Origin of the sequence: Mucilaginibacter ginkgonis (assembly GCF_009754905.2) — a bacterium.
Classification (GTDB): Bacteria; Bacteroidota; Bacteroidia; order Sphingobacteriales; family Sphingobacteriaceae; genus Mucilaginibacter; species Mucilaginibacter ginkgonis.
In genome coordinates, this window is record NZ_CP066775.1 from 2613730 (window position 1) to 2634347 (window position 20618).

The window sequence follows — 20618 nt, forward strand, 5'->3', positions numbered from 1 at the left end:
TTTTTGAGAGGGCTTGTGCAGGGTTTAAAACCTTAAGGCACAAGCGGGGTTAGATAAATTCCTTTACATTATTTATGAGTGAAAAAACGGTTGACCTTGGCGAACAAAACGAAGTACAGGTTTTTGGCGCACGGGTGCACAATCTTAAAAATATAGACATTTCCTTTCCGCGCAATCAGCTGGTAGTTATTACCGGTTTAAGCGGCAGCGGTAAATCGTCATTGGCGTTCGACACTATTTATGCTGAGGGCCAGCGCCGCTATATGGAAACATTTTCGGCCTACTCGCGCCAGTTTATGGGTGGCATGGAACGTCCCGACGTTGACAAGGTAAGCGGCTTAAGCCCGGTTATTGCTATAGAGCAAAAGACTACCAGTAAAAACCCGCGCTCTACAGTAGGTACTATTACAGAGATCTACGATTTTATGCGCTTGCTTTTCGCACGCGCGGGAGAAGCTTACTCATACGTTACTGATAAGAAGATGGAGCGTATGTCTGAAGATCAGATCTACAATACAATTCTTACTAAGTTCGACGGCCAGCCGGTTAACATATTGGCGCCGGTGGTTAAAGGGCGTAAAGGCCATTACCGCGAATTGTTTGAGCAGATACGCAAGCAGGGCTATTTGAAGGTTTACATAGATGGCGAGATCGTTGACGTTACACCTAAAATGCAGGTAGACCGTTACAAGATCCACGACATTGATATTGTTGTTGACCGATTAATGGTCTCTGAGCAAGACAGTAAACGTTTATACTCTTCGTTACAGTCCGCGCTAAAAACTGCCAAAGGTATTATCCGCGTTAGCGATAAGGATAATAACGTATCCTATTTCAGTAAGTACTTAATGGACCCCGAGTCGGGCATTTCATATGACGAGCCGCAGCCAAACACCTTCTCATTTAACTCGCCTTATGGCGCGTGCGAGAAGTGCGACGGCCTGGGTTACATATTCGAGATCGATGAAAACTCGGTGATACCTAATCCCAAATTAAGCATCATAAATGGCGGCCTTGCCCCTATCGGCGAATACAAGGAGACCTGGATATTCCAGGTGCTGAAAGCACTTGCCAAGAAATATGAGTTTTCACTTTCTGTGCCTATAGAAAAAATTCCGCGTGAGAAACTGGATATCATTTTGAATGGCTCGCACGAGATCATTACCGTACAGGTTGAATACAACAAATGGAACGTGCAGAGCTACCAGGTAACTTTCGATGGTATTATCCGCATGCTGGAAGAGCAACAGGAGAAACGCAGCGACGAAATATCTGACGATATGGAGGCTTACCGTGTGTTGAAGACCTGCCCGGTTTGCCATGGCGCACGTTTAAAGAAAGAGTCGCTACACTTTAAGGTTGATGAGAAAAATATATTTGAACTGGCTTGCATGGACATTGTCACCCTGCAGCAGTGGTTCGAGGGCTTGGAAGAGCGCCTGAACGAACGCCAGAATGTTATTGCCAAAGAGATACTCAAAGAGATACGCGCACGTATTGGTTTTTTGCTGGATGTAGGTTTGAGCTATTTAACGCTCGACCGTACGGCACGGACTTTATCGGGCGGCGAGGCGCAGCGCATCAGACTGGCTACGCAAATAGGATCGCAGCTGATGAATGTGATGTACATTCTTGATGAGCCGAGCATTGGCCTGCACCAGCGTGATAATGACCGTTTGATCAACGCGCTTAAAAACCTGCGCGATCTGGGTAATACGGTTTTGGTGGTTGAGCATGATAAGGACATGATCCTTGAGGCCGACTATGTGATAGATATGGGCCCGGCAGCAGGTGTGCATGGCGGCCAGGTGGTTGCCGAAGGAACTCCTGCGCAATTGATGTCAACAAACACCTTGACAACTTCTTACATCAATGGCAATAAGGAAATTGCCATTCCAAAAAAACGCCGTGCAGGCAATGGGAAGAACCTGGTACTTAAGAACGCCACAGGACATAACCTTAAAAACGTAACGGCTACATTCCCTTTAGGTAAGCTCATCGGTATTACAGGAGTATCGGGCAGTGGTAAATCCAGCCTCATTACAGAAACGCTTTACCCTGTTTTGAACCATCATTTCTTCAGGGCGAAAAAGCATCCGCTGACTTATAAAAAGATAGAAGGCCTGGAGCATATAGACAAGGTTATAGAAATCGACCAGACGCCTATTGGCCGGACACCACGTTCAAATCCTGCGACTTATACAGGCGTATTTTCTGATATACGCAACCTGTATGTCGCACTGCCCGAGTCGAAGATCCGCGGATACAAACCGGGCCGCTTCTCTTTTAACGTAAAGGGTGGCCGCTGCGAAACGTGCCAGGGTGCAGGCTTGAAAACCATCGAGATGAATTTTTTACCCGATGTGCATGTGCTTTGCGAAGAATGTAATGGCAAGCGTTACAACCGCGAGACCTTGGAGGTACGCTATCGTGGAAAATCCATCAGCGATGTGTTGGATATGAGCATTGAAGACGCGACGGCATTTTTTGAGCATATCCCGGCTATTTATCGTAAGGTAAAAACATTGAATGATGTTGGCTTAGGTTATATCACTTTGGGGCAGTCGTCGCTAACCCTATCCGGTGGTGAAGCGCAGCGTGTAAAACTGGCAACAGAACTTTCCAAAAAAGACACCGGCAATACCTTTTACATTTTGGATGAGCCTACTACGGGCCTGCACTTCGAGGACATTAACGTTTTACTGGGCGTATTACAGCAATTGGTAGATAAAGGTAATACCGTGCTGGTGATAGAACATAACCTGGATGTAATCAAGGTGGTAGACCACGTGATAGACCTGGGACCCGAAGGTGGCTCGGGCGGTGGGCGTATCTTATTCTCAGGCACGCCCGAAGGATTGTGTAAAGTAAAAGAAAGCTTCACGGCCAAATTCCTGGCAAAAGAAATGGGCTTAGCCAAATAACAACAAAGCCTTTGAGTTTCTCAAAGGCTTTGTTGTTTACTAACCGGGCGGCTGTTACATATTCATCCCGCCCGATACTTCAATGCGCTGGCCATTGATCCAGCCGGCTTCTTCGGTACAAAGAAACGCTACAACGCCGCCTATATCCGTTGGTAAACCAACGCGGCCTAATGCTGTAAGGCTTGCTATCTGCGCGTTAATTTCCTTATTATCCCTGGTGCGCCCTCCGCCAAAGTCGGTTTCGATGGCGCCCGGTGCAACAACGTTGGCAGCGATACGGCGCGGGCCTAATTCTTTAGCCAGGTAACGGGTCAGCACTTCAACAGCGCCCTTCATTGACCCATAAGCAGATGATCCCGGGAAGGAGAACCTGGCCAGGCCTGATGAAATATTAATAATGCGCCCGCCATCATTTAAATAGGGCAACGATTTTTGGGTCAGAAAGAAAACGCCTTTGTAGTGAATATTTAAAGCGGTATCAAATTGCTCTTCGGTTGTCTCTGCAAAGGGTGCGTACAAGGCCGTACCTGCGTTATTGATCAGGAAGTCGAAGTTTGTGCTTCCGGTCTTTTCCTCCAAATGCTCAGTCACTTGTTTAATGAAGCCATCAAAAGAACTAATGTTGCCGGTATCCAATTGAAACGCTGCCGCCTTTTGGCCGGCTTCCTCAATCTGAGAAACCACCTTATCCGCTTCTTCTTTGTTAGAGTGATAAGTAAGTACAACGTCTATCCCTTTTTTGGCGAGATTTAACGCCATGTCTCTGCCCAACCCTCGGCTGCCGCCGGTTACCAATGCTATTTTACTTGTTGCCATTATTTTGCTCTGTGTTTTTATCTGCTGTTAAACGCCTCACGACAAGAGTGGTTTTAAACAGCGTTTATGATGACACAAGGGTGAGGAAAATTACCCTGTTAGGTTGCGTGCACAACTTGGTTGAGTTTATTTCCGGCAAACAAATTGAAGCTTAACGCCTTACTGAAATATGAAAAAAGAAAAGTGGGCATTAGCGGCGCTTGCCGGCGCAGGCGTAGCGGCGTTAGCATATAAGCTATTATCGAAAAGCGACATACCTGAGGCGGCGATCTTCAAACCATTCGATAAGAAAAGATTTATGGGCTTGTGGCATGAAGCTGCCCGCTTGCCATCAATGATAGAGAAAAACCTGAAGGACCTGACAGAAGACTATTCGCTGAATGACGACGGATCTTTCAAAGTGGTGACACGCGCTTATAACTCCAAAAAACAGGAGTGGAAAGAGTTCTCAGGGTTAATAAAATCTAAGGTGGCGGAAGATAGTGGCCGCCTGAAAGTATCTTACCTTGAACCTGTTTACTTTGCTTACAACGTTTTAGACGTTGATGACGATTATAAATATGCGCTGGTGTCCAGCAGCAATCTTAGTTACCTGTGGATTTTGTCGCGAGAAAAATCTGTACCGCAAGAAATTAAAGACCGCTTTTTACGTGCAGCCGAAGGCATAGGCTTTAACACTTCAAAACTGGAATGGCAGTTTTAAGCTTTTAGTTCGAAAGGCATTTTCCTGACGCGCTTACCCGTTGCAGCATAAATGGCATTGGCCAAAGCTGGTGCAAACGGAGGTAGACCCGGTTCGCCAACACCTTTTACTTTGCCGCCATCTGCCAGAATGTGCACCTCGATTTTAGGGGTCTCGTTCATGCGCAGCATATTATTATCGTAAAAGTTGCTTTGCTCCACTTCGCCCATTTTAAATGTGATGGCGGGCTTCGTGGCAGCGGTTATAGCCATAACGATTGCACCTTCAACCTGATTTTTCACATTATCAGGACTGACCACTTCGCCCAGGTCAATTACCGCGTAGACCTTATCTATCTTTATTGTGCCATCAGCGCGGTGGGTTACTTCTACAACCTGGCCGCACAGACCGGCAAAGAACTCCCATTGAGCAATACCACGGCCTTTACCTTTTGGCAAAGGTTTATCCCAACCCGACACCTCCTTAAGTTTAAGCAGCACCTTTTTGGTGTCAGACGGTTTGCTAAGCAAATTCAATCTGAAATCTAAAGGGTCTTGCTTTGCCTTAACAGCCAACTCATCTATAAAACATTCATGCGCGAACGACAAAGTTGAACTGGTTACAGACCGCCATGCTGCCAGCGGTAAGTGGCATTCCGCACGGACGTATGATGTTTTAATGTTTGGTATCTCATAAGCTTGCTCGGCTATGCCTTCAACCATTGAAGCATCTACTTTCGACGGATCGAAATTTGGTCGCGTGGCTTCTGATAGCGAAGGGCTAATTACCTTATGCTCAAACATTGACAATTTACCCTGATCATCGAATCCTGCTTTTAGTTTAGAGAAAGTCATCGGCCTGAAAGGCCCTTGCTTGGTGGTATCCTCGCGCGACCAAACCACTTTCACCGGTTTGTCTAGTTGCTTTGCAACATTTACTGCCTCTATAATATAGTCGAGATACAAGCGCCGCCCAAAACCACCGCCAATGAACATGTTGTGCATCTTAATATTTTCGGGCTTAAAACCAATAAAGCTGTGCAGGTCGGTGGGCCCGCTTCCTGTTAACGAGCTGGGCACCTGTGTTGAGGTCCATATTTCTATCGCGTCGCCATCGATTTTAACCACAGCACCCATTGGCTCCAACGGACTGTGAGCTACAATGGGCGTTTCATAAAATGCTTCAACAGTGTTGGTACGCGATACCTTAGCCCAGTCTACGGCACCAATATTTTTATCTACGAGGCCTTCCTCATTAGCCAACGCACGCAAATGTGCTTCATAATCTTTCGAATTAAAATTGTCGTATCCGTGGGTCTCCCATTCTATTTTCAGCTTTGCGCGGCCCTGCATGGCAGCCCAATATGAATTTGCAATGACCGCAACTCCGGTAGACTTGTAGGTTCCCGCGATCCGCTCCGCGGCGAAAACCTTTTCCACCCCGGCAACTTTAAGCGCCTCCGTTGCATCAAAGCTTTTTAAGGTTCCGCCTATAACCGGGCAACGCTCGACCGTAGCGTAAACCATTCCCGGCAGACTCGCATCAATGCCAAATTGCGCCGAACCATTGGTTTTAAGCGGCACATCGGGGCGATGAACAGCCTTGCCAATGATCTTAAAGTCTTTCGGGTCTTTAAGCTTAGGCTCCTTTGGTATCTCAATTTTAGCTGCGTCTTCTATCAGGTTCTCATAAGCTATGCTTCGTTTGCTAGGCGAATGGATCACCATGGCGTTCTCCGCATAACATGTGTTCGCGTCAACACCCCATCTCCCGGCTGCGGCGAGGATGAACACCTCTTTTGCAGACGCGCCGATCTTCCTGAAATTAGTATAACCTGTCCGGATAGACGCGCTGCCGCCCGCGCGCTGACCCGGCCCTAACTCTTTCTCTCCGTTAGAATTTTTGATGATGACCTTGTCGAGCGAAACTTCAAATTCCTCGGCAATAAGCGCCGGTACAGATTGAAACGTCCCCTGCCCCATCTCGGGCTTGATATTATAAATGGTAATGTTGCCGTTACCCTCTACCATAATGTACGGCGTGAAATTTTTTGCCGATGCCAGATCTGCCGCTTTAACCGTTGTACCTTTTGCAGACAATCCAAGCCACAATGCCAGGCCTGAAACACCCGCGGTTTGTATGAATTTTCGCCTCGAAACCTTTTCCATTATCCTAAAGGTAGACAATTTACTTGCTGCAATGCAACCCGTAATCAATGACGTTCTGCTTATGCACATAGATGCTTTGATAGCATCGCTTTGAGAATTTTTTGTACACTTCCTGTTGCGGAAGCATCTTCTTATTGATTACATTTGATTTAAACATAAGCCACTATGAGCCAGATAAATAAAGAAGACGTTAAACAAGAAGTATTTGACCTTTATGACGATTACGCGCACAACCGCTTAGATCGCCGGTCTTTTGTACAAAAGCTCTCACTTTATGCTGTTGGCGGCTTAACCGTTCCCGCGCTTATGAGTTTCCTTATGCCGAATTACCAGGATAATATCCAGGTGAAGGCGGATGATCCAAGAATATCTTCGGGCTATATCACTTACGACTCGCCCAACGGTGGAGGCAAGATCAAGGGTTTGCTTAGCGAGCCAAAGGGTAATACCAAAAAGTTGGGCGGCATTATTGTGGTGCATGAGAACCGCGGATTAAACCCCTATATAGAAGATGTGGCGCGCCGTGCGGCAGTCGCGGGGTTCATCACCCTTGCTCCGGATGCATTGAGTCCGTTAGGCGGATACCCCGGCAATGACGATGCTGGTCGCGAAATGCAGGCTAAGCGGGACAAGACCGAAATGGAAAACGACTTTCTGGACGCGTTTACTTATTTAAAGAACCACAAACATTGCAATGGCAAAGTTGGCGTTGTTGGCTTTTGCTATGGCGGCGGTATTGCCAATATGATGGCTGTGCGCCTGCCCAGTCTTGCGGCTGCCGTTCCGTTTTATGGCGCGCAGCCCGCTGCCGCGGATGTGCCAAAAATACAAGCCCCGCTAATGCTGCATTATGCTTCTTTAGATACCCGTATTACGGGAGGCTGGCCTGCTTATGAAGCAGCGCTAAAGGAAAACCACAAGAAATATCAGGGCTTTGTTTACGAAGGCGCCAACCATGGCTTTCACAATGACACTACCCCACGTTACGACAAAGCAGCGGCAGAACTGGCCTGGCAGCGCACCATCGACTTCTTTAAAGCGAATTTGAATTAATCTTCAACAGATACCTGCGTTGCATCACCGCCTACGGCGTTAAGGATGTTAGCGCGTATCTTTAGATAAATATTGCGGTTGGTGGTGCTATTGATCAGGATCACATTGTTGGTACGCACTGCTTTGTCTACGTCGGTAGCCATAACGCCCATAAATAGCCTGTTGAGATAGATTTTCAAGTACGAGGTGATATCCGTTAAACCATCAACGATAACCTGGTCCTTTATTTTGATGCGTACTTCTGTTGTCTCGTTAAAATCTACCTCGATAGGCGTGGTAGCGGTTGCAGTTTTATAAGTGCCCTTAAGTATCAGCGGGGCTGGTGCATTGGCCACCGTTGTTTTTAGAAACCGCACCCTGAATTCGGAATTCACATACGCGCCGGTATCTACGTTGATCGTGTAAAGTACAGGTGTTTTAGCAAACAGATCTGTTACGTCATTACCCATAATCACTTTCTCGATAGGGCTGCCGCTCTTTGTCGCGACAAATTTAAAGGTGTTGACCAGCATGCCTCCGCTGGTAAAGGTGATGTTAGGTGCAGGCGTCACTTTTGGCGTAACCGGCACATCAAAAGATGTACTGTCTGCCACCATACTCAATGAAATAAGCGATTTAAGCGGCAGCGTTACCGTTTTTTTACAGGCACAAAAGGCACCGCAAATTACTGCCAGGGTAAGTAGTGTATAAAAAGACCTTTTCAAATGCTTAATAATGAGCCTTAAAGATACTTATCTGCAGGCTAAAATCAACAACGTTTTGGTTGGAAAAATTATTGGATATCCCTCAATTTTCTTTAAACGTCAATCCAATTTCATCAACCGTTTGGCTGCAAGTAATGCTATCAACGTAAGCGTTGATGCCGCTGTGAGATAATACCCAACGTAAGCCAGTCCAAATTTGGTAGCTAATGTAGTGGCCAGGTAAGGGGTTAATGATGCGCCCAGGATGCCCGCCAGCGTAAATGCCAGTGACGCCCCTGTATACCTCACTGATGCCGGGAAGATGCCCGCCAATGCCGTGCCTATTGGCCCATAAGTAAGCCCCATCAACAGCATACCCAACGCAAGGAATATGGCAGTGGTCAATAAACTGCCGGTGGTAAACAGTGGCGCAAAAACCAACCCAAAAGCCATAATGAGCACAGTTGCCCAAACCAGCATTTTATTGCGGCCATATTTATCGGCCAATACTGCAGAAATTGGTATACCCAGACCGAAGAACAGCATCGAGATCATCTGGACGATCAGGAAATCGCTTTTGGGAATGTGCAGTGCCGATGTGCCCCAGCTAAGGGTAAATACCGTCATGAGGTAGAACAGCAGAAACGTAGTGATGGTGGCCAATGTACCCAGCGTAATGGCTTTGGTGTGTTTTACAAAAACATCCGCAAATGGAACAACCGAACGCTCGTCATTATCGATCATTTTCATAAAGGCGGGCGTTTCTGTGATCTTTAACCGCACGTACAAACCCACCCAAACCAGCAACGCACTTGCAATGAAGGGTATGCGCCAGCCATAGTTGATGAAGTTTGCCTCGCTCATGGTTTTGCTGAGGATAAAGAACGTGCCGCTGGATAATAAAAACCCGATGGGAGCACCCAATTGCGGGAACATGCCATACCAGGCCCGTTTGTTTGGCGGAGCGCTTTCTGTGGCTAACAATACTGCACCGCCCCACTCGCCGCCCAGGCCTAAGCCCTGCCCAAACCTGAACAGCGCCAGCAATATCGGGGCAGCGACGCCAATTGTAGCATAGCCCGGCAGCAAGCCAATGGCCACGGTTGATGGACCCATGGTCATGAGCGCGGCAACCAGTGTAGCCTTGCGGCCTTTGCGGTCGCCGAAGTGGCCGAAGATGGCTGCACCTAACGGACGAGCGAAAAATGCCAGCGCAAATGTTGCCAGCGACTCGAGCGTAGCAGATGTGGGATCAGACGCGCGAAAAAATAATTTGGGAAACACCAGCACCGCCGCCGTGGCATAAATATAAAAGTCGAAAAACTCTATGGTAGTACCAACGAGGCTGGCGGTAAGGATGCGCGCAACAGGGTTCGCATTAGGGGTTTGCGTGTTCATAACCCAAACTTATAAAATTTGGTTTATCGCACTATCCCTTCTGAAAATTAAGATTACGCTGTTCACACCGGTAAATACTTGTTCAGGATCTTGCCGTTTTTGTATTGGGTAGAGCTTTCGAGCTTTAACATTTGGTCACCGTTAAAAATGCGCATGCCGCTGCCTATGGCTACCGGGCTGTGAAAGAAGTAAAATTCGTCTACCAGGTGTTCTTTAATAAGCGAGCTCGCAAAATCGGCACCGCCGTATACCATCAGGTCTTTGCCTTGCAGTGCCTTCAACTCGTTAATTACTGCAGCCAGATCGCCATTTTCTACGCGTAAATTGCGGCCCTTTATATCTTTCTCTGTTTTGCTGAAGATAATCTTTTGCATATCCACCATGCGGCGGGCGAGGTCCATCTCGGGGCTGTCGGGCTGGTTATTAACCACATTTTCCCAGTAAGTAACAAACTCGTTGGTCATTTTACGGCCTAACAATATATGATCGCAGCTGTCGGCCAGTTCAATCACCTTATCTACGATAGCCTGGTCTGTGGCACCGCCAGCCCACATCCAATCCAGCGCACCATTAGGGCGGGCAACAAAACCATCAATGGTGATCTGCATCTGTAATATCAACTTTCTCATAACATTATGTTTATTGGTGTATTACAAATATCATAAGCCGATAGAAATAATAATAGCCCTCAACGCGACAAAAACGGTGGCAGATTGCGTCGTCAGAGCTGATAATCTAAGTTATACGAGTGGCCTCCACCGTCGACATTAATATCTAATTTCCCGCTTAACCCGGCCAGTTCCCCAGTCGCCGAACTCCGTACCACCGTTATGTTCAAAGCGCCGGATGATGCGTCTCCTTTTATCATCGTAGCGGAATGCGAGAAGTAGAATGTGCCGCTTTTCCCGTTCAACTCGCCATTAAACTTCTCTAAGGCTACATAAGCCATGGCGCCTGTGCTTTCTGTCATGCTGGTGATCATAACACCTTTAGACGTTCCGGACAGATCACCCCTCCACGTCTTGTCGATGGTCATACGGCCGATGCCGGCTTCGGTTTCTATAGGCGTTCCTTCAACAGGTAATATCTTTACTTCAAATGTTCCTTTTGCTTGCATATTGTTAGTTTTTAAGCGAAGTAAAAGTATACTGTGACAGCCCTATGTCAGCAGTAAAGTTCCAAAAGAACATTTATTCCTCTATGGGCAGTGTAAAATGGAAGATACTGCCTTTGCCTGCTTCGCTATCGGCCCAGATACTGCCGTTGTGCCGTTTCACTACTTCGGCGCTTAAATATAACCCAATGCCAAAGCCTGCTATCTTTTTCGCCTCCGCCTCTTTTACACGGTAGTAAGGCTCGAATAATAGCGGTATCTCGGCCGGGTTTATTCCCATACCATCGTCCTTAACGTTAAATTGAATGTGTCCGTCAACACGTTCGCCTGTGATATAAATAGGACTGCCAATTGGCGAATATTTGGCCGCGTTACTTATAAGGTTTATGAATACGTGTTCTATCTTGTCTTTATCTGCCGTTAGCCATACGTTTTCGATAGGGGCAAAAATGAGGTTATGCGTCGTAATGGTTATTGCCGCCTCCTGCCTTACCTCTTCCAGCAAGTCCTGAAGCTGAAAGCGCTGCATGTCCATGTCCATCTTACCGGCCTGTAAACGGGATACATTTAAAAAGCCGTTGATCATACGCGTCATTTTAGATAGCTGCACCTTGGCCCGGTTAAGCATATTGGCTGCGATAGAGTCGTGATTATCTGCAGCACGCTTTTCTGCAATCTGCACATAGCTTACGGTAGAAGTAAGCGGGGTTTTTAACTCATGGCTCACCATGTTGATGAAGTCGTTCTTACGCCGCTCTGTTTCTTTGATCTCGCTAATGTCTCGCGTAGTGCCTGATACCGCCTGTACATTGCCATCGGCGTCAAGTACCGGCGACAATATATAGTCGTAAGACCTGGTACCAAGCGTGGCATGGGGGAAGTTTACCACCCCGCGTACCTGTTCCTTTGTAGCAACAATATGATCTATCTCGCGCTCATGCATCTGGGCATGCCACTCTTCGTAACCATTTTCGCGCAAGCCCAAGCCAACGGCATTGTCCCACGTTTTGCCCCACATATTAAGCAAGGCCTGGTTCACATAAGAAAAGGTATAATCCAGCTCAAACACGTAAATAAGATCGGGAGTGTTGGCGGTAATGGTCTCATACAAGCGCTTTTGCTTCTCGGCCGACTCCTTTGCTACCTGCAAAGCTTCCTCGGTACGTTTACGCTCTGTGATGTCGTTGGCGGCGCCAAACCATTCGGTCACCTCACCGTGGTTGCCAAAAATTGGCACTGCGCGAGATGATGTCCAGCCGATGCTGCCGTCCGCACGCAATACCCTGTGTTCTAACTGGAACATTCGCTTATTGGCAATAGCATCCTGATAGGTGCGGATCACCAGTTCCTGGTCTAAGGGGTGAATGTACTGCTCAACCCAATTTTCTGTAGGCGAACCGATATTTTTTAAGAAAGAATTGCTGTCAAGTTCCTGCAGTACAGACCAGTCGGGACTCATGCGGTATATTACATCAGAAAACGCGGTTACCAGCGCTGCAAAATGCGTTTCGCTCTTAGCAATTATTTCGTTTTCGATAAAAGGTAGACGTTCCGGCATTTTCCCCAGTCAAGTTGATGCTCTAAACAAATAAAAGTAGACATAGTTAGCGCATTCGCAAAATTATACGCCTGGTAAAGAAATTTAGCTAATAGTGAAATGTACGCCATAAATTGCGACAGCTTACATACCTAACCTATAAATAGTTACATTAGTACAGCGCGTTACTGATGGATACTAAACTGAATACGGTATGGCTTCGGCTTATAGGCAGTTCTGACGATTTTTCGTTCGAGAGCAGGATATTCCATTCCATCAGCATTGGACTGGCTATACTTGCCGTTTTTTACGTGTCCTATAATTTCTATGGCGGCTTTTATACGTCTTCGTTATCGATACTCGCTGTTTGTTTGCTGTTTTCTTACGAGTATTATCAATCCCGCTGCCGTAATAAAAACCACAACAGTTTCTTATTCGGGGTAGTTGGCCTGGTCTTATTTTCTATAAACTACTTCGCCAATTGGGGAATCGACAGCTCCACTGATATTATCTGGCGGGCCTATCTCTTCTTTTTACTGATCACCTCTCCATACCGGCAACATCTCTTATGGCTCATATCATACATAGCACTTTTCCTTATCTTTCATCTGATAGCATATTATCATCCGGAAGTTGTGAAACATCCGTTTGCCGCAGCTAAAGACGAAATATTAGAAAGGATAACTGCGTTCCCCTTACCGCTGCTTATCTTATACCTGGTTATTAATTATGTACGTAAAAGGTATGATAACGCCCGCATTATCGCAGAGGAAAAAACCATTGCCATAACAGCGCAGCACGCGCAAATATCACTGCAAAAAGAGCTGATAGAAAAAGCTGATGCCGAAAAAAATAAGCTCATGTCCATCATTTCGCATGACATGCGTGCGCCCATCATTAGCATACAGGGTTACCTGCAACTAATGGGCGATAACGAGCTTGACATGGAAGACCGTGCAATGATCGAGAAAGACCTATTGATCGCGACTAACAGCACCATGGACATGCTCACCAATTTGCTGCAGTGGTCTAAATCACAAATGGAAGGACCGGCGGTCAATCTGTCGACTGTTAATCTATTAGATACTTTACAAAGCACCTTAGACATGTGTAGACTGCATGCTGGCAAAAAGGATATTACTTTAAGCTACGAAATTGATCCTGCAATAATGGTAGTTGCAGACGCGGATATGCTGCAACTAGTGATCAGAAACCTGGTGAGCAATGCCATAAAATTTACACCTGGCGGTGGCACTATAAGTGTAAATGCGGAGATCATAGACGGCGAATGCAAAATAACTGTAAGTGATAACGGCAAAGGCATTGATCACGATAAGCAGAAAAACATATTTTCTCTAGACCCAAACCCCGGGTACGGCACTAATAATGAAAAAGGGGTTGGCCTTGGTTTAACGCTTTGCAAAGAGTTCATTGAGCGCCAGAACGGCCATATCAGTTTTGAGAGCCAGCCCGGACAGGGTTCCAGCTTCTTTGTGTATGTACCCATGATAAGCCACTAATTTTATTGGATAAGGGTATCGCTCCATTCAAATTCCCTGCACGCTTAGCTTATATTCGTTTAGTGTTGTAACATTAAATGAGTACATTGGCACAGCTCCTTTATTATGGTTAACAAACTGAAAGCTATCTGGCCGCGGCTGGTGGGCAACTCTGATGATTTTTCGTTAGAGAGCAGGATATTCCATTCTATAACCGTGGCCCTTATGGTCCTGGCGGTATTTTATATTCCTTACAATTTTTTTGTGGGGATGTATATCGCGTCTTTCTCGGCGCTGGTAATGACCGCTTTTTTCCTGTTCGAATATTACAATTCGCGCTTTAAAGGCGTAAAGCACAACAGCGTATTATTCGGCGTAACGGGCATAGTCCTTTTCTCGGTAAATTATTTCGCCAATTCGGGCATAAGCGGGTCTACCGATATTATCTGGCCGGCGTATCTTTTATTGGTACTGGCAATAGCCCCTTACAAACACCAGCTTACCTGGCTTATCATTTACATTCTGGCGTTCATGGCCTTACATGTGGTTGCCTATTACAATCCGCAATGGGTAAGGCACCCGTTTACTGCCGGGCAGGGCGAACTTGTAGACAGGATAACAGCATTCCCAATGCCGGTGATAACAATTTTCATTGTCATCAAATACATCCGAAAGAAATATAATAAAGAACGTGCTGCTGTAGCGGAGAAGGCCCTGGCGCTGGAGATACAGAATGAGCAGATATCACATCAAAAGCAACAGATAGAAAAAAGCGATGCCGAGAAAAATAAACTAATGTCTATCATTTCGCACGATATGCGTGCACCGCTCTTTAACATACAAAGCTACCTGGAAATATTAACGGAAAGTGATATAGAACCATCGCAGCGCGCCGCGATAGAACATGATCTTCTCGCAGCTACCAACGGCGCGACGGATATGCTGACCAACCTGCTGCAATGGTCAAAGTCGCAAATGCAAGGGTCTGAGGTGCACCTGGCAACGCTTATTTTATCAGACGCGCTTAAAAACACGCATGAACTATGCCAAATGCAGGCAATCAAGAAAAGCATATCCTTTAATTTTCAAATTGATCCCGCTATAACAGTGATCGCTGACGCGGACATGCTGGAGTTAGTAATCAGAAACCTGGTGAACAACGCTATAAAATTCACCCCGGCCGGCGGCGCAATTGCTGTAAACGCGACGGTCGGAAACGGTGAATGTAAGATCACGGTAAGCGATAACGGCAAAGGCATAGATTACGATAAACAACAAAACCTTTTTTCACTTAGCGCGGAACCCGGCTATGGCACAAATAATGAAAAGGGTGTCGGCCTGGGCTTAACCCTTTGCAAAGAATTTATAGAGCGCCAAAACGGCCGTATCAGTTTTGAAAGCACACCCGGAAAGGGTTCCGGCTTTTTTGTGTTTGTGCCGATGGGCTAAGCAGATCTGTTTACGTTGTAGTGGTAAGCAATTTTTATATCTTTAATTGAAATTGCCTACCATGAAACTTTTACTGTTTTGACACATAACTTTTATAAAACACTATTACTTGTGCTTATCACACCGTTGGTACTTTACGCGCAAGCTGGCAAACCCGGATATTTGCAATTGATACAGTATCAGGGTTTGTATCAATACTCGAATAATACTACGCTTAAATTCGCGGCGTCGCCAAAAGACTCTTTGCTTTATGCCATTATAAATGAGAGCCGCTACCCGTTAAGACCGCAGGGAAACGACAATTTTTTAAACAACAGCAATGAACTTGTACACTTTACAAGGGACAGTAAAAATAACCTGAATGGCTACGTTATCGGCCGCGATACTTTTAAACTCATCAATAAAGACGTTTCTTTTCCTAAAACCATGTGGTATCCGCGTATGGTAGTACATCCCGAGGTATACGGGTACAAATACCACCAACCCGCACAAATAAAGGATGGGGTCAGCACATCTTCATTAACAGGTACCAGTTTAGACGCTCGGTTACTGGCGGACATGATGCACAAAATTTTTAAAGGCGACTACCCTAATGTAAGAAGCGTGCTGATCATGAAAGACGGAAAACTGGTATTTGAAGAATACTTTTACGATTATACACGCGACAGGCTGCAGGAAATGCGCTCGGCGTCTAAAAGTGTGATCTCGGCACTAACAGGCATAGCTTTGCAGCAAAAGGTATTGCCATCAATCAATGCTAAACTTAACGATCTATTGCCGCAATACCATTGGAAGAACCCCTCACCGCTTAAAGACCGCATTACCTTGCAGGACATGCTGGACAATCAAACCGGCGTAGCATATGATGCCGCAAACCCTAAACTTGGCGGTAATGAGACCGCTATGGGCAATTCGCCGGACTGGATACAATACACCTACGATCTGCCCATAATAGATACTCCCGGTAAAGTAGGCCGTTATAATTCCGGAAACCCTATCACTATAGGACGTATTATAGAATTATACGCTAAGTCGCCATTGCGCGATTACGCCGCTAAAAACCTGTTTGGGCCTTTAGGTATAACCGACTTTACGTGGAATTTCAAACCCGACCCATCTAACGCAGAGAATTTTTGCCAGGTTTATTTAACTCCGCGCGACATGGCCAAGTTTGGTCAGCTATACTTACAGGATGGCGTTTGGAATGGCAGGCAGATAGTGCCAAAAAAATGGGTACAAGAATCTACCGCTAAACACTCGGTAGTGCAGGGTGTAGATTATGGCTATTTCTGGTGGCTAAAACATTTGGATACACCAAACAAAAGCTATCAAACTTTTGCAGCGCAAGGTAATGGCGGCCAAAAGATCTACGTGTTTAGGAAGTTGAACATGGTGGTTATTACCACGGGTGGGAATTATAACAGCCAGTCGCCATCCGACGAGATAATCCAAAAGTATATCTTACCTGCTTTTGATGCGAAGAAATGATAGGAAGACTAAGACCCCCTTTAGTTCCCGTCAAACATGCTCATAAACGAACTTACGGATTGGGCGTCGAGACTTGTGGTAAGTGACGTATTGTAGTTACCAAAAATATCTTTTTCGTTGTTTGCAGACAGGATCACTCTGCCTTTATCATCTGTCACCTCTCTTATCAAGTTTCCAAAGATATCTGTTGATTCTTTAAGCGTAAACTTTGTGCGGCCCAGGTTGTCTGATATCGTCTTGATCTTATTACCAAAAATATCTTTTTCACTCTTGATGGATATATTCCGGTCGCGGTCTTTAAAAGTGGTGACATCATTGCCGAATATATCGGTGGACCGTTCGACAGATTTAACCTCGACCCCATTGGCGTCGGTTATGCTCTTTTTCTTATTGCCGAAGATATCTGTAGTACTTTTGGCAGTGGTTACAGGCATTCCGTTTTGGGTTACAGCAACCTCGTCGTTACCAAAAATATCTTTCGATTTCTTAACCGTTCTGATCTCCCTGCCGATAGCATCAGTAACCTTGCTGATCCTGTTGCCAAAAATATCCTTTGAATTGGTTACCCTATAAGTGTTAAGCCCCCGCGGATCGGTGTAAGTGGTGGTGGTATCGCCAAAAATGTCAACGCTTCTGGATACGCTGTAAGATTGCGCCTTAGCTGTGGCTATCGAGGTTAGTGTAACTACTAAAAGCAGTTTAAAGGTCTTTGAGATCATGGTTGAAGGTGTTGATGATGGAAGGACGCTAAAATATGCATCAGGGTTTAAACCAAAGATGCGATTATTGGCGATTAAGCGTAGAAAACAAATTAATTCTTTAACCCCCTCTCCTTTGGAAAGGGCAAGGCCAACAAAAAAGCCTCAAATCTTTCGACTCAAGGCTTTCTTTGGGTAGCGGGAGCAGGACTCGAACCTACGACCTTCGGGTTATGAGCCCGACGAGCTACCAACTGCTCCATCCCGCACTATTTTTATTGGACTGCAAAGATATAATTCGTTTCTTTGCAGTCCAAATAAAAAAGTAAAATAATTTAGTGATGGGGCACAGGGCAGGTTTTGTAAGTATAATTGGTAAACCCAACGCGGGAAAATCGACGCTTATGAACGCTTTGGTAGGCGAAAAGATGTCTATCATCACCCCAAAAGCGCAAACTACCCGTCACCGTATTCTGGGTATTGTTAATACAGAAGATTATCAGATCGTATTCTCTGATACACCGGGTGTTATCAAGCCTGCATACATGCTGCAGGAAAGTATGATGCACCAGGTAGATGGTTCCATTGTAGACGCCGACCTGATCTTACTGGTTACCGACATCAACGAGAAATATGATGAGGACGACGTTACCGAGAAACTGCAAAGTTCGCTTGCGCCCGTTGCCGTGCTGATTAATAAAATTGACCAAAGCGACGAGGAAACCGTAAAGCAGAAAGTTGCTTACTGGCAGGAGAAACTCAATCCAAAGGCGGTATTTGCTATCTCGGCATTGCACGAGCATAATATCAAATCCATTATGGATTTTATTATCGAGCTACTGCCGGAGCACCCTGCCTACTATGAAAAGGATTTCCTAACAGACCGTAACGACCGTTTCTTTGCTGCCGAAATGATACGCGAGCAGGTATTCAAGCAATACAAAAAGGAAATTCCTTACAGTACCGAGGTGATCATCACCGCCTTTAAAGAAGGCGATACCATGCACCGCATCAGTGCCGAAATTATTGTAGAGCGCGACTCGCAGAAGAACATCCTGATTGGCAAAAACGGCGATATGCTGAAAATAGTGGGCACTTACGCCCGCCGCAGCATGGAAGACTTTTTCCAAAAGAAGATATTCCTGGAGATGTTTGTAAAGGTGATTCCCGACTGGCGCAGCAAAAAAAACTACCTGAAGAAGTTTGGGTACGAAGATTAGTATTAGAAGCAAGAGACAAGAATCAAGACACAAGACATAATTTTTGCTCTTCTTTATATTATAAACGAATTAACGCCGGATTAGCATTCTTGTTTCCTGGCTCTTGATTCTTGATTCTAAAACACATGAGCAACATAGTAGCAATAGTTGGCCGCCCGAACGTTGGCAAAAGCACTTTATATAATCGCCTTACAGAAAGCCGCAAGGCAATTGTAGACGATTTTAGCGGCGTTACCCGCGACCGCCACTATGGTATTGCCGAGTGGACCCACCACAACTTTACCGTTATTGATACCGGCGGTTATGTGGCCAACAGCGAGGATGTTTTTGAAGCTGCCATCCGCGAGCAGGTAGTAATCGCGGTAGAAGAAGCCACTGCCATTTTGTTTGTCGTTGATGTGACCACAGGCATTACCGACCTTGACGATGAGATAGCCGTATTGCTTCGTCGCAGTAAGAAGCCTGTATTTGTGGTGGTAAATAAGGTCGACAATACATTACAGCAGAGCGATGCTACCATATTTTACAGCTTAGGCCTGGGCGAGATCTACAACATCTCTTCTATGACAGGCTCGGGCACAGGCGAACTGCTCGACGAGGTGGTTAAAACCTTCGACGAGGAAAAGGTAGAAGAAAACACGCTGCCAAAGTATGCCATTGTGGGCAGGCCTAACGTGGGCAAGTCGTCTATGATCAATGGCCTTATAGGCCGCGACCGTAACATTGTTACCCCCATTGCCGGCACCACCCGCGACTCTATCCACATACACTTTAACCAGTACGGGCACGATTTTATGCTGATAGATACAGCCGGGCTGCGCAAAAAAACCAAGGTTAAAGAGAATATCGAATTTTACTCGGTGATGCGTACCATTAAGGCCTTGGAAGAAGCCGATGTAATTATCCTGATGATAGACGCCGTTGAAGGCATCGAGTCGCAGGACATCAATATCTTCCACCTGGCAGAGAAGAATAAAAAAGGCATTGTCATTGTGGTAAACAAGTGGGACCTGATAGAAAAGAACAACAAAACCGTTAAGGTTTTTGAAGATACCATTCGCGAAAAACTGCAGCCATTTACAGACGTGCCTATTGTTTTCACCTCGGTAACAGAGAAGCAGCGTATGCTTAAGGTTATAGATGTGGCTAACCATGTATATGCAAACCGCGCCAAAAAGATATCAACCTCCAAGCTTAACGATGTATTGCTGCCGATAATAGAGAACTATCCGCCGCCGGCATTAAAAGGCAAATTTGTTAAGATAAAATACATTACCCAGATACCCGGCACCGCGCCAATGTTCGCGTTTTTCTGTAACCTGCCGCAGTATATTAAAGAACCGTACAAACGTTTCCTGGAAAACAAACTACGAGACAACTTCGACTTTGAGGGCGTCCCCGTACAGATATTTTTCAGGCAGAAATAAGCCACACAGCCTCGCGATAGCGGGGCTTTTTTGTACTCACAGTTGCTAAATTACGGCCGCAATACCGCGGGTGTAACATGTTACAGTTTCTCTGCAAATACTGACTTATTGGTATTTGACACCATTTTGTCAGCATCATAATATACTGATTATCAGTAATGCACAAACATGTCAGCGTTTCAGGTTTCCCAAAAATCACCTAAAACTGTCACACATTTTGTAACGGTGTTACACTGGCAAAATGGTGTCACGATAACTACCGTTTCTTTGGTTTTACTTTGTAGGCTCTATGATAAATGCTGGCCGGAGCCCACCGGCTGCAAGCGCTAATGCCGGTGCCACTTTTACCGTATCACAAACTTTAGAAAACGATGCCACCCCAGCCGACCGCCTTGCCGGCATAGACATGCAGATGTGCTGTGTATATAAGGCTGTCCGAAATGTCCGATGCTATAAGGGGAC

At 45.9% G+C, this 20618-nt stretch carries 16 protein-coding genes and 1 tRNA gene; 8 read left to right on the forward strand and 9 right to left on the reverse strand.

Going from position 1 to position 20618, the window contains the following annotated elements; translation table 11 throughout:
• The first annotated feature begins 74 nt into the window (after positions 1 to 74).
• The gene (uvrA, locus tag GO620_RS12190) at positions 75 to 2924 is read left to right on the forward strand and encodes an excinuclease ABC subunit UvrA (RefSeq protein ID WP_157525634.1); all 2850 of its coding nucleotides are present in this window, start codon (positions 75 to 77) and stop codon (positions 2922 to 2924) included.
• A 54-nt stretch (positions 2925 to 2978) separates the two neighbouring features.
• Here uvrA and GO620_RS12195 read toward each other — a convergent pair whose 3' ends face one another.
• A complete protein-coding gene (locus tag GO620_RS12195) occupies positions 2979 to 3743 on the reverse strand; it encodes an SDR family NAD(P)-dependent oxidoreductase (RefSeq protein WP_200231149.1) in 765 nt (254 codons plus the stop codon).
• Between the two features lie 166 nt (positions 3744 to 3909).
• Between GO620_RS12195 and GO620_RS12200 the strand changes: the two genes are divergently transcribed.
• Positions 3910 to 4443, forward strand: coding sequence for a lipocalin family protein (locus GO620_RS12200; RefSeq protein WP_157525636.1), 534 nt, complete (start codon positions 3910 to 3912; stop codon positions 4441 to 4443).
• Here the strand turns inward: GO620_RS12200 and GO620_RS12205 are convergent.
• Positions 4440 to 6590: a xanthine dehydrogenase family protein molybdopterin-binding subunit gene (locus GO620_RS12205; protein WP_157525637.1), complete on the reverse strand. Its 2151-nt coding sequence runs from the start codon at positions 6588 to 6590 to the stop codon at positions 4440 to 4442. The genes GO620_RS12200 and GO620_RS12205 overlap by 4 nt on opposite strands.
• 165 nt (positions 6591 to 6755) lie before the next feature.
• Between GO620_RS12205 and GO620_RS12210 the strand changes: the two genes are divergently transcribed.
• Complete coding sequence (locus tag GO620_RS12210; RefSeq protein WP_157525638.1) at positions 6756 to 7643, forward strand: dienelactone hydrolase family protein; 888 nt, start codon at positions 6756 to 6758, stop codon at positions 7641 to 7643.
• Here GO620_RS12210 and GO620_RS12215 read toward each other — a convergent pair.
• The 5 genes from GO620_RS12215 to GO620_RS12235 all read right to left on the reverse strand — a co-directional run bounded on the left by GO620_RS12215 (position 7640) and on the right by GO620_RS12235 (position 12396).
• The gene (locus GO620_RS12215) at positions 7640 to 8347 is read right to left on the reverse strand and encodes a hypothetical protein (protein ID WP_157525639.1); all 708 of its coding nucleotides are present in this window, start codon (positions 8345 to 8347) and stop codon (positions 7640 to 7642) included. The two genes, GO620_RS12210 and GO620_RS12215, sit on opposite strands and share 4 nt — an antisense overlap.
• A gap of 99 nt (positions 8348 to 8446) precedes the next feature.
• On the reverse strand, positions 8447 to 9724 hold the full coding sequence (locus GO620_RS12220) for an MFS transporter (protein WP_157525640.1): 1278 nt from the start codon (positions 9722 to 9724) through the stop codon (positions 8447 to 8449).
• A gap of 62 nt (positions 9725 to 9786) precedes the next feature.
• A complete protein-coding gene (locus GO620_RS12225; protein ID WP_157525641.1) occupies positions 9787 to 10353 on the reverse strand; it encodes a dihydrofolate reductase family protein in 567 nt (188 codons plus the stop codon).
• A 92-nt stretch (positions 10354 to 10445) separates the two neighbouring features.
• On the reverse strand, positions 10446 to 10841 hold the full coding sequence (locus tag GO620_RS12230; RefSeq protein ID WP_157525642.1) for a DUF3224 domain-containing protein: 396 nt from the start codon (positions 10839 to 10841) through the stop codon (positions 10446 to 10448).
• Positions 10842 to 10914: 73 nt separating this feature from the next.
• Complete coding sequence (locus tag GO620_RS12235) at positions 10915 to 12396, reverse strand: PAS domain-containing sensor histidine kinase (protein WP_157525643.1); 1482 nt, start codon at positions 12394 to 12396, stop codon at positions 10915 to 10917.
• A gap of 170 nt (positions 12397 to 12566) precedes the next feature.
• On the opposite strand from GO620_RS12235, the gene GO620_RS12240 reads away from it, so the two are divergent.
• From GO620_RS12240 to GO620_RS12250, 3 genes are all read left to right on the forward strand, one after another.
• Positions 12567 to 13895: a sensor histidine kinase gene (locus tag GO620_RS12240; RefSeq protein WP_157525644.1), complete on the forward strand. Its 1329-nt coding sequence runs from the start codon at positions 12567 to 12569 to the stop codon at positions 13893 to 13895.
• A 105-nt stretch (positions 13896 to 14000) separates the two neighbouring features.
• Entirely contained in the window at positions 14001 to 15323 is a 1323-nt protein-coding gene (locus GO620_RS12245) for a sensor histidine kinase (RefSeq protein ID WP_157525645.1), read from the forward strand.
• Positions 15324 to 15401: 78 nt separating this feature from the next.
• Positions 15402 to 16811, forward strand: coding sequence for a serine hydrolase domain-containing protein (locus GO620_RS12250; RefSeq protein WP_157525646.1), 1410 nt, complete (start codon positions 15402 to 15404; stop codon positions 16809 to 16811).
• Between the two features lie 20 nt (positions 16812 to 16831).
• Here the strand turns inward: GO620_RS12250 and GO620_RS12255 are convergent, their stop codons facing one another.
• The gene (locus GO620_RS12255) at positions 16832 to 17530 is read right to left on the reverse strand and encodes a hypothetical protein (RefSeq protein ID WP_157525647.1); all 699 of its coding nucleotides are present in this window, start codon (positions 17528 to 17530) and stop codon (positions 16832 to 16834) included.
• Between the two features lie 171 nt (positions 17531 to 17701).
• Positions 17702 to 17778 (reverse strand) — tRNA-Met (locus tag GO620_RS12260).
• Between the two features lie 72 nt (positions 17779 to 17850).
• Here GO620_RS12260 and era point away from each other — a divergent pair.
• Both era and der read left to right on the forward strand, forming a co-directional pair.
• Positions 17851 to 18729, forward strand: coding sequence for a GTPase Era (era, locus tag GO620_RS12265; protein ID WP_157525648.1), 879 nt, complete (start codon positions 17851 to 17853; stop codon positions 18727 to 18729).
• Between the two features lie 125 nt (positions 18730 to 18854).
• Positions 18855 to 20156 (forward strand): ribosome biogenesis GTPase Der, encoded by a 1302-nt coding sequence (gene der, locus GO620_RS12270; protein WP_157525649.1) that lies wholly within the window; start codon positions 18855 to 18857, stop codon positions 20154 to 20156.
• Positions 20157 to 20618: the final 462 nt, after the last annotated feature.

Bases quoted from the DNA above. Each gene is read 5' to 3' on its own strand.
- GO620_RS12245 (WP_157525645.1), top strand. From the start codon at position 14,001: ATGGTTAACAAACTGAAAGCTATCTGGCCGCGGCTGGTGGGCAACTCT.
- GO620_RS12235 (WP_157525643.1), bottom strand. From the start codon at position 12,396: ATGCCGGAACGTCTACCTTTTATCGAAAACGAAATAATTGCTAAGAGC.
- GO620_RS12240 (WP_157525644.1), top strand. From the start codon at position 12,567: ATGGATACTAAACTGAATACGGTATGGCTTCGGCTTATAGGCAGTTCT.
- GO620_RS12225 (WP_157525641.1), bottom strand. From the start codon at position 10,353: ATGAGAAAGTTGATATTACAGATGCAGATCACCATTGATGGTTTTGTT.
- GO620_RS12200 (WP_157525636.1), top strand. From the start codon at position 3,910: ATGAAAAAAGAAAAGTGGGCATTAGCGGCGCTTGCCGGCGCAGGCGTA.
- der (WP_157525649.1), top strand. From the start codon at position 18,855: ATGAGCAACATAGTAGCAATAGTTGGCCGCCCGAACGTTGGCAAAAGC.
- GO620_RS12210 (WP_157525638.1), top strand. From the start codon at position 6,756: ATGAGCCAGATAAATAAAGAAGACGTTAAACAAGAAGTATTTGACCTT.
- uvrA (WP_157525634.1), top strand. From the start codon at position 75: ATGAGTGAAAAAACGGTTGACCTTGGCGAACAAAACGAAGTACAGGTT.
- GO620_RS12255 (WP_157525647.1), bottom strand. From the start codon at position 17,530: ATGATCTCAAAGACCTTTAAACTGCTTTTAGTAGTTACACTAACCTCG.
- GO620_RS12230 (WP_157525642.1), bottom strand. From the start codon at position 10,841: ATGCAAGCAAAAGGAACATTTGAAGTAAAGATATTACCTGTTGAAGGA.
- GO620_RS12220 (WP_157525640.1), bottom strand. From the start codon at position 9,724: ATGAACACGCAAACCCCTAATGCGAACCCTGTTGCGCGCATCCTTACC.
- era (WP_157525648.1), top strand. From the start codon at position 17,851: ATGGGGCACAGGGCAGGTTTTGTAAGTATAATTGGTAAACCCAACGCG.
- GO620_RS12205 (WP_157525637.1), bottom strand. From the start codon at position 6,590: ATGGAAAAGGTTTCGAGGCGAAAATTCATACAAACCGCGGGTGTTTCA.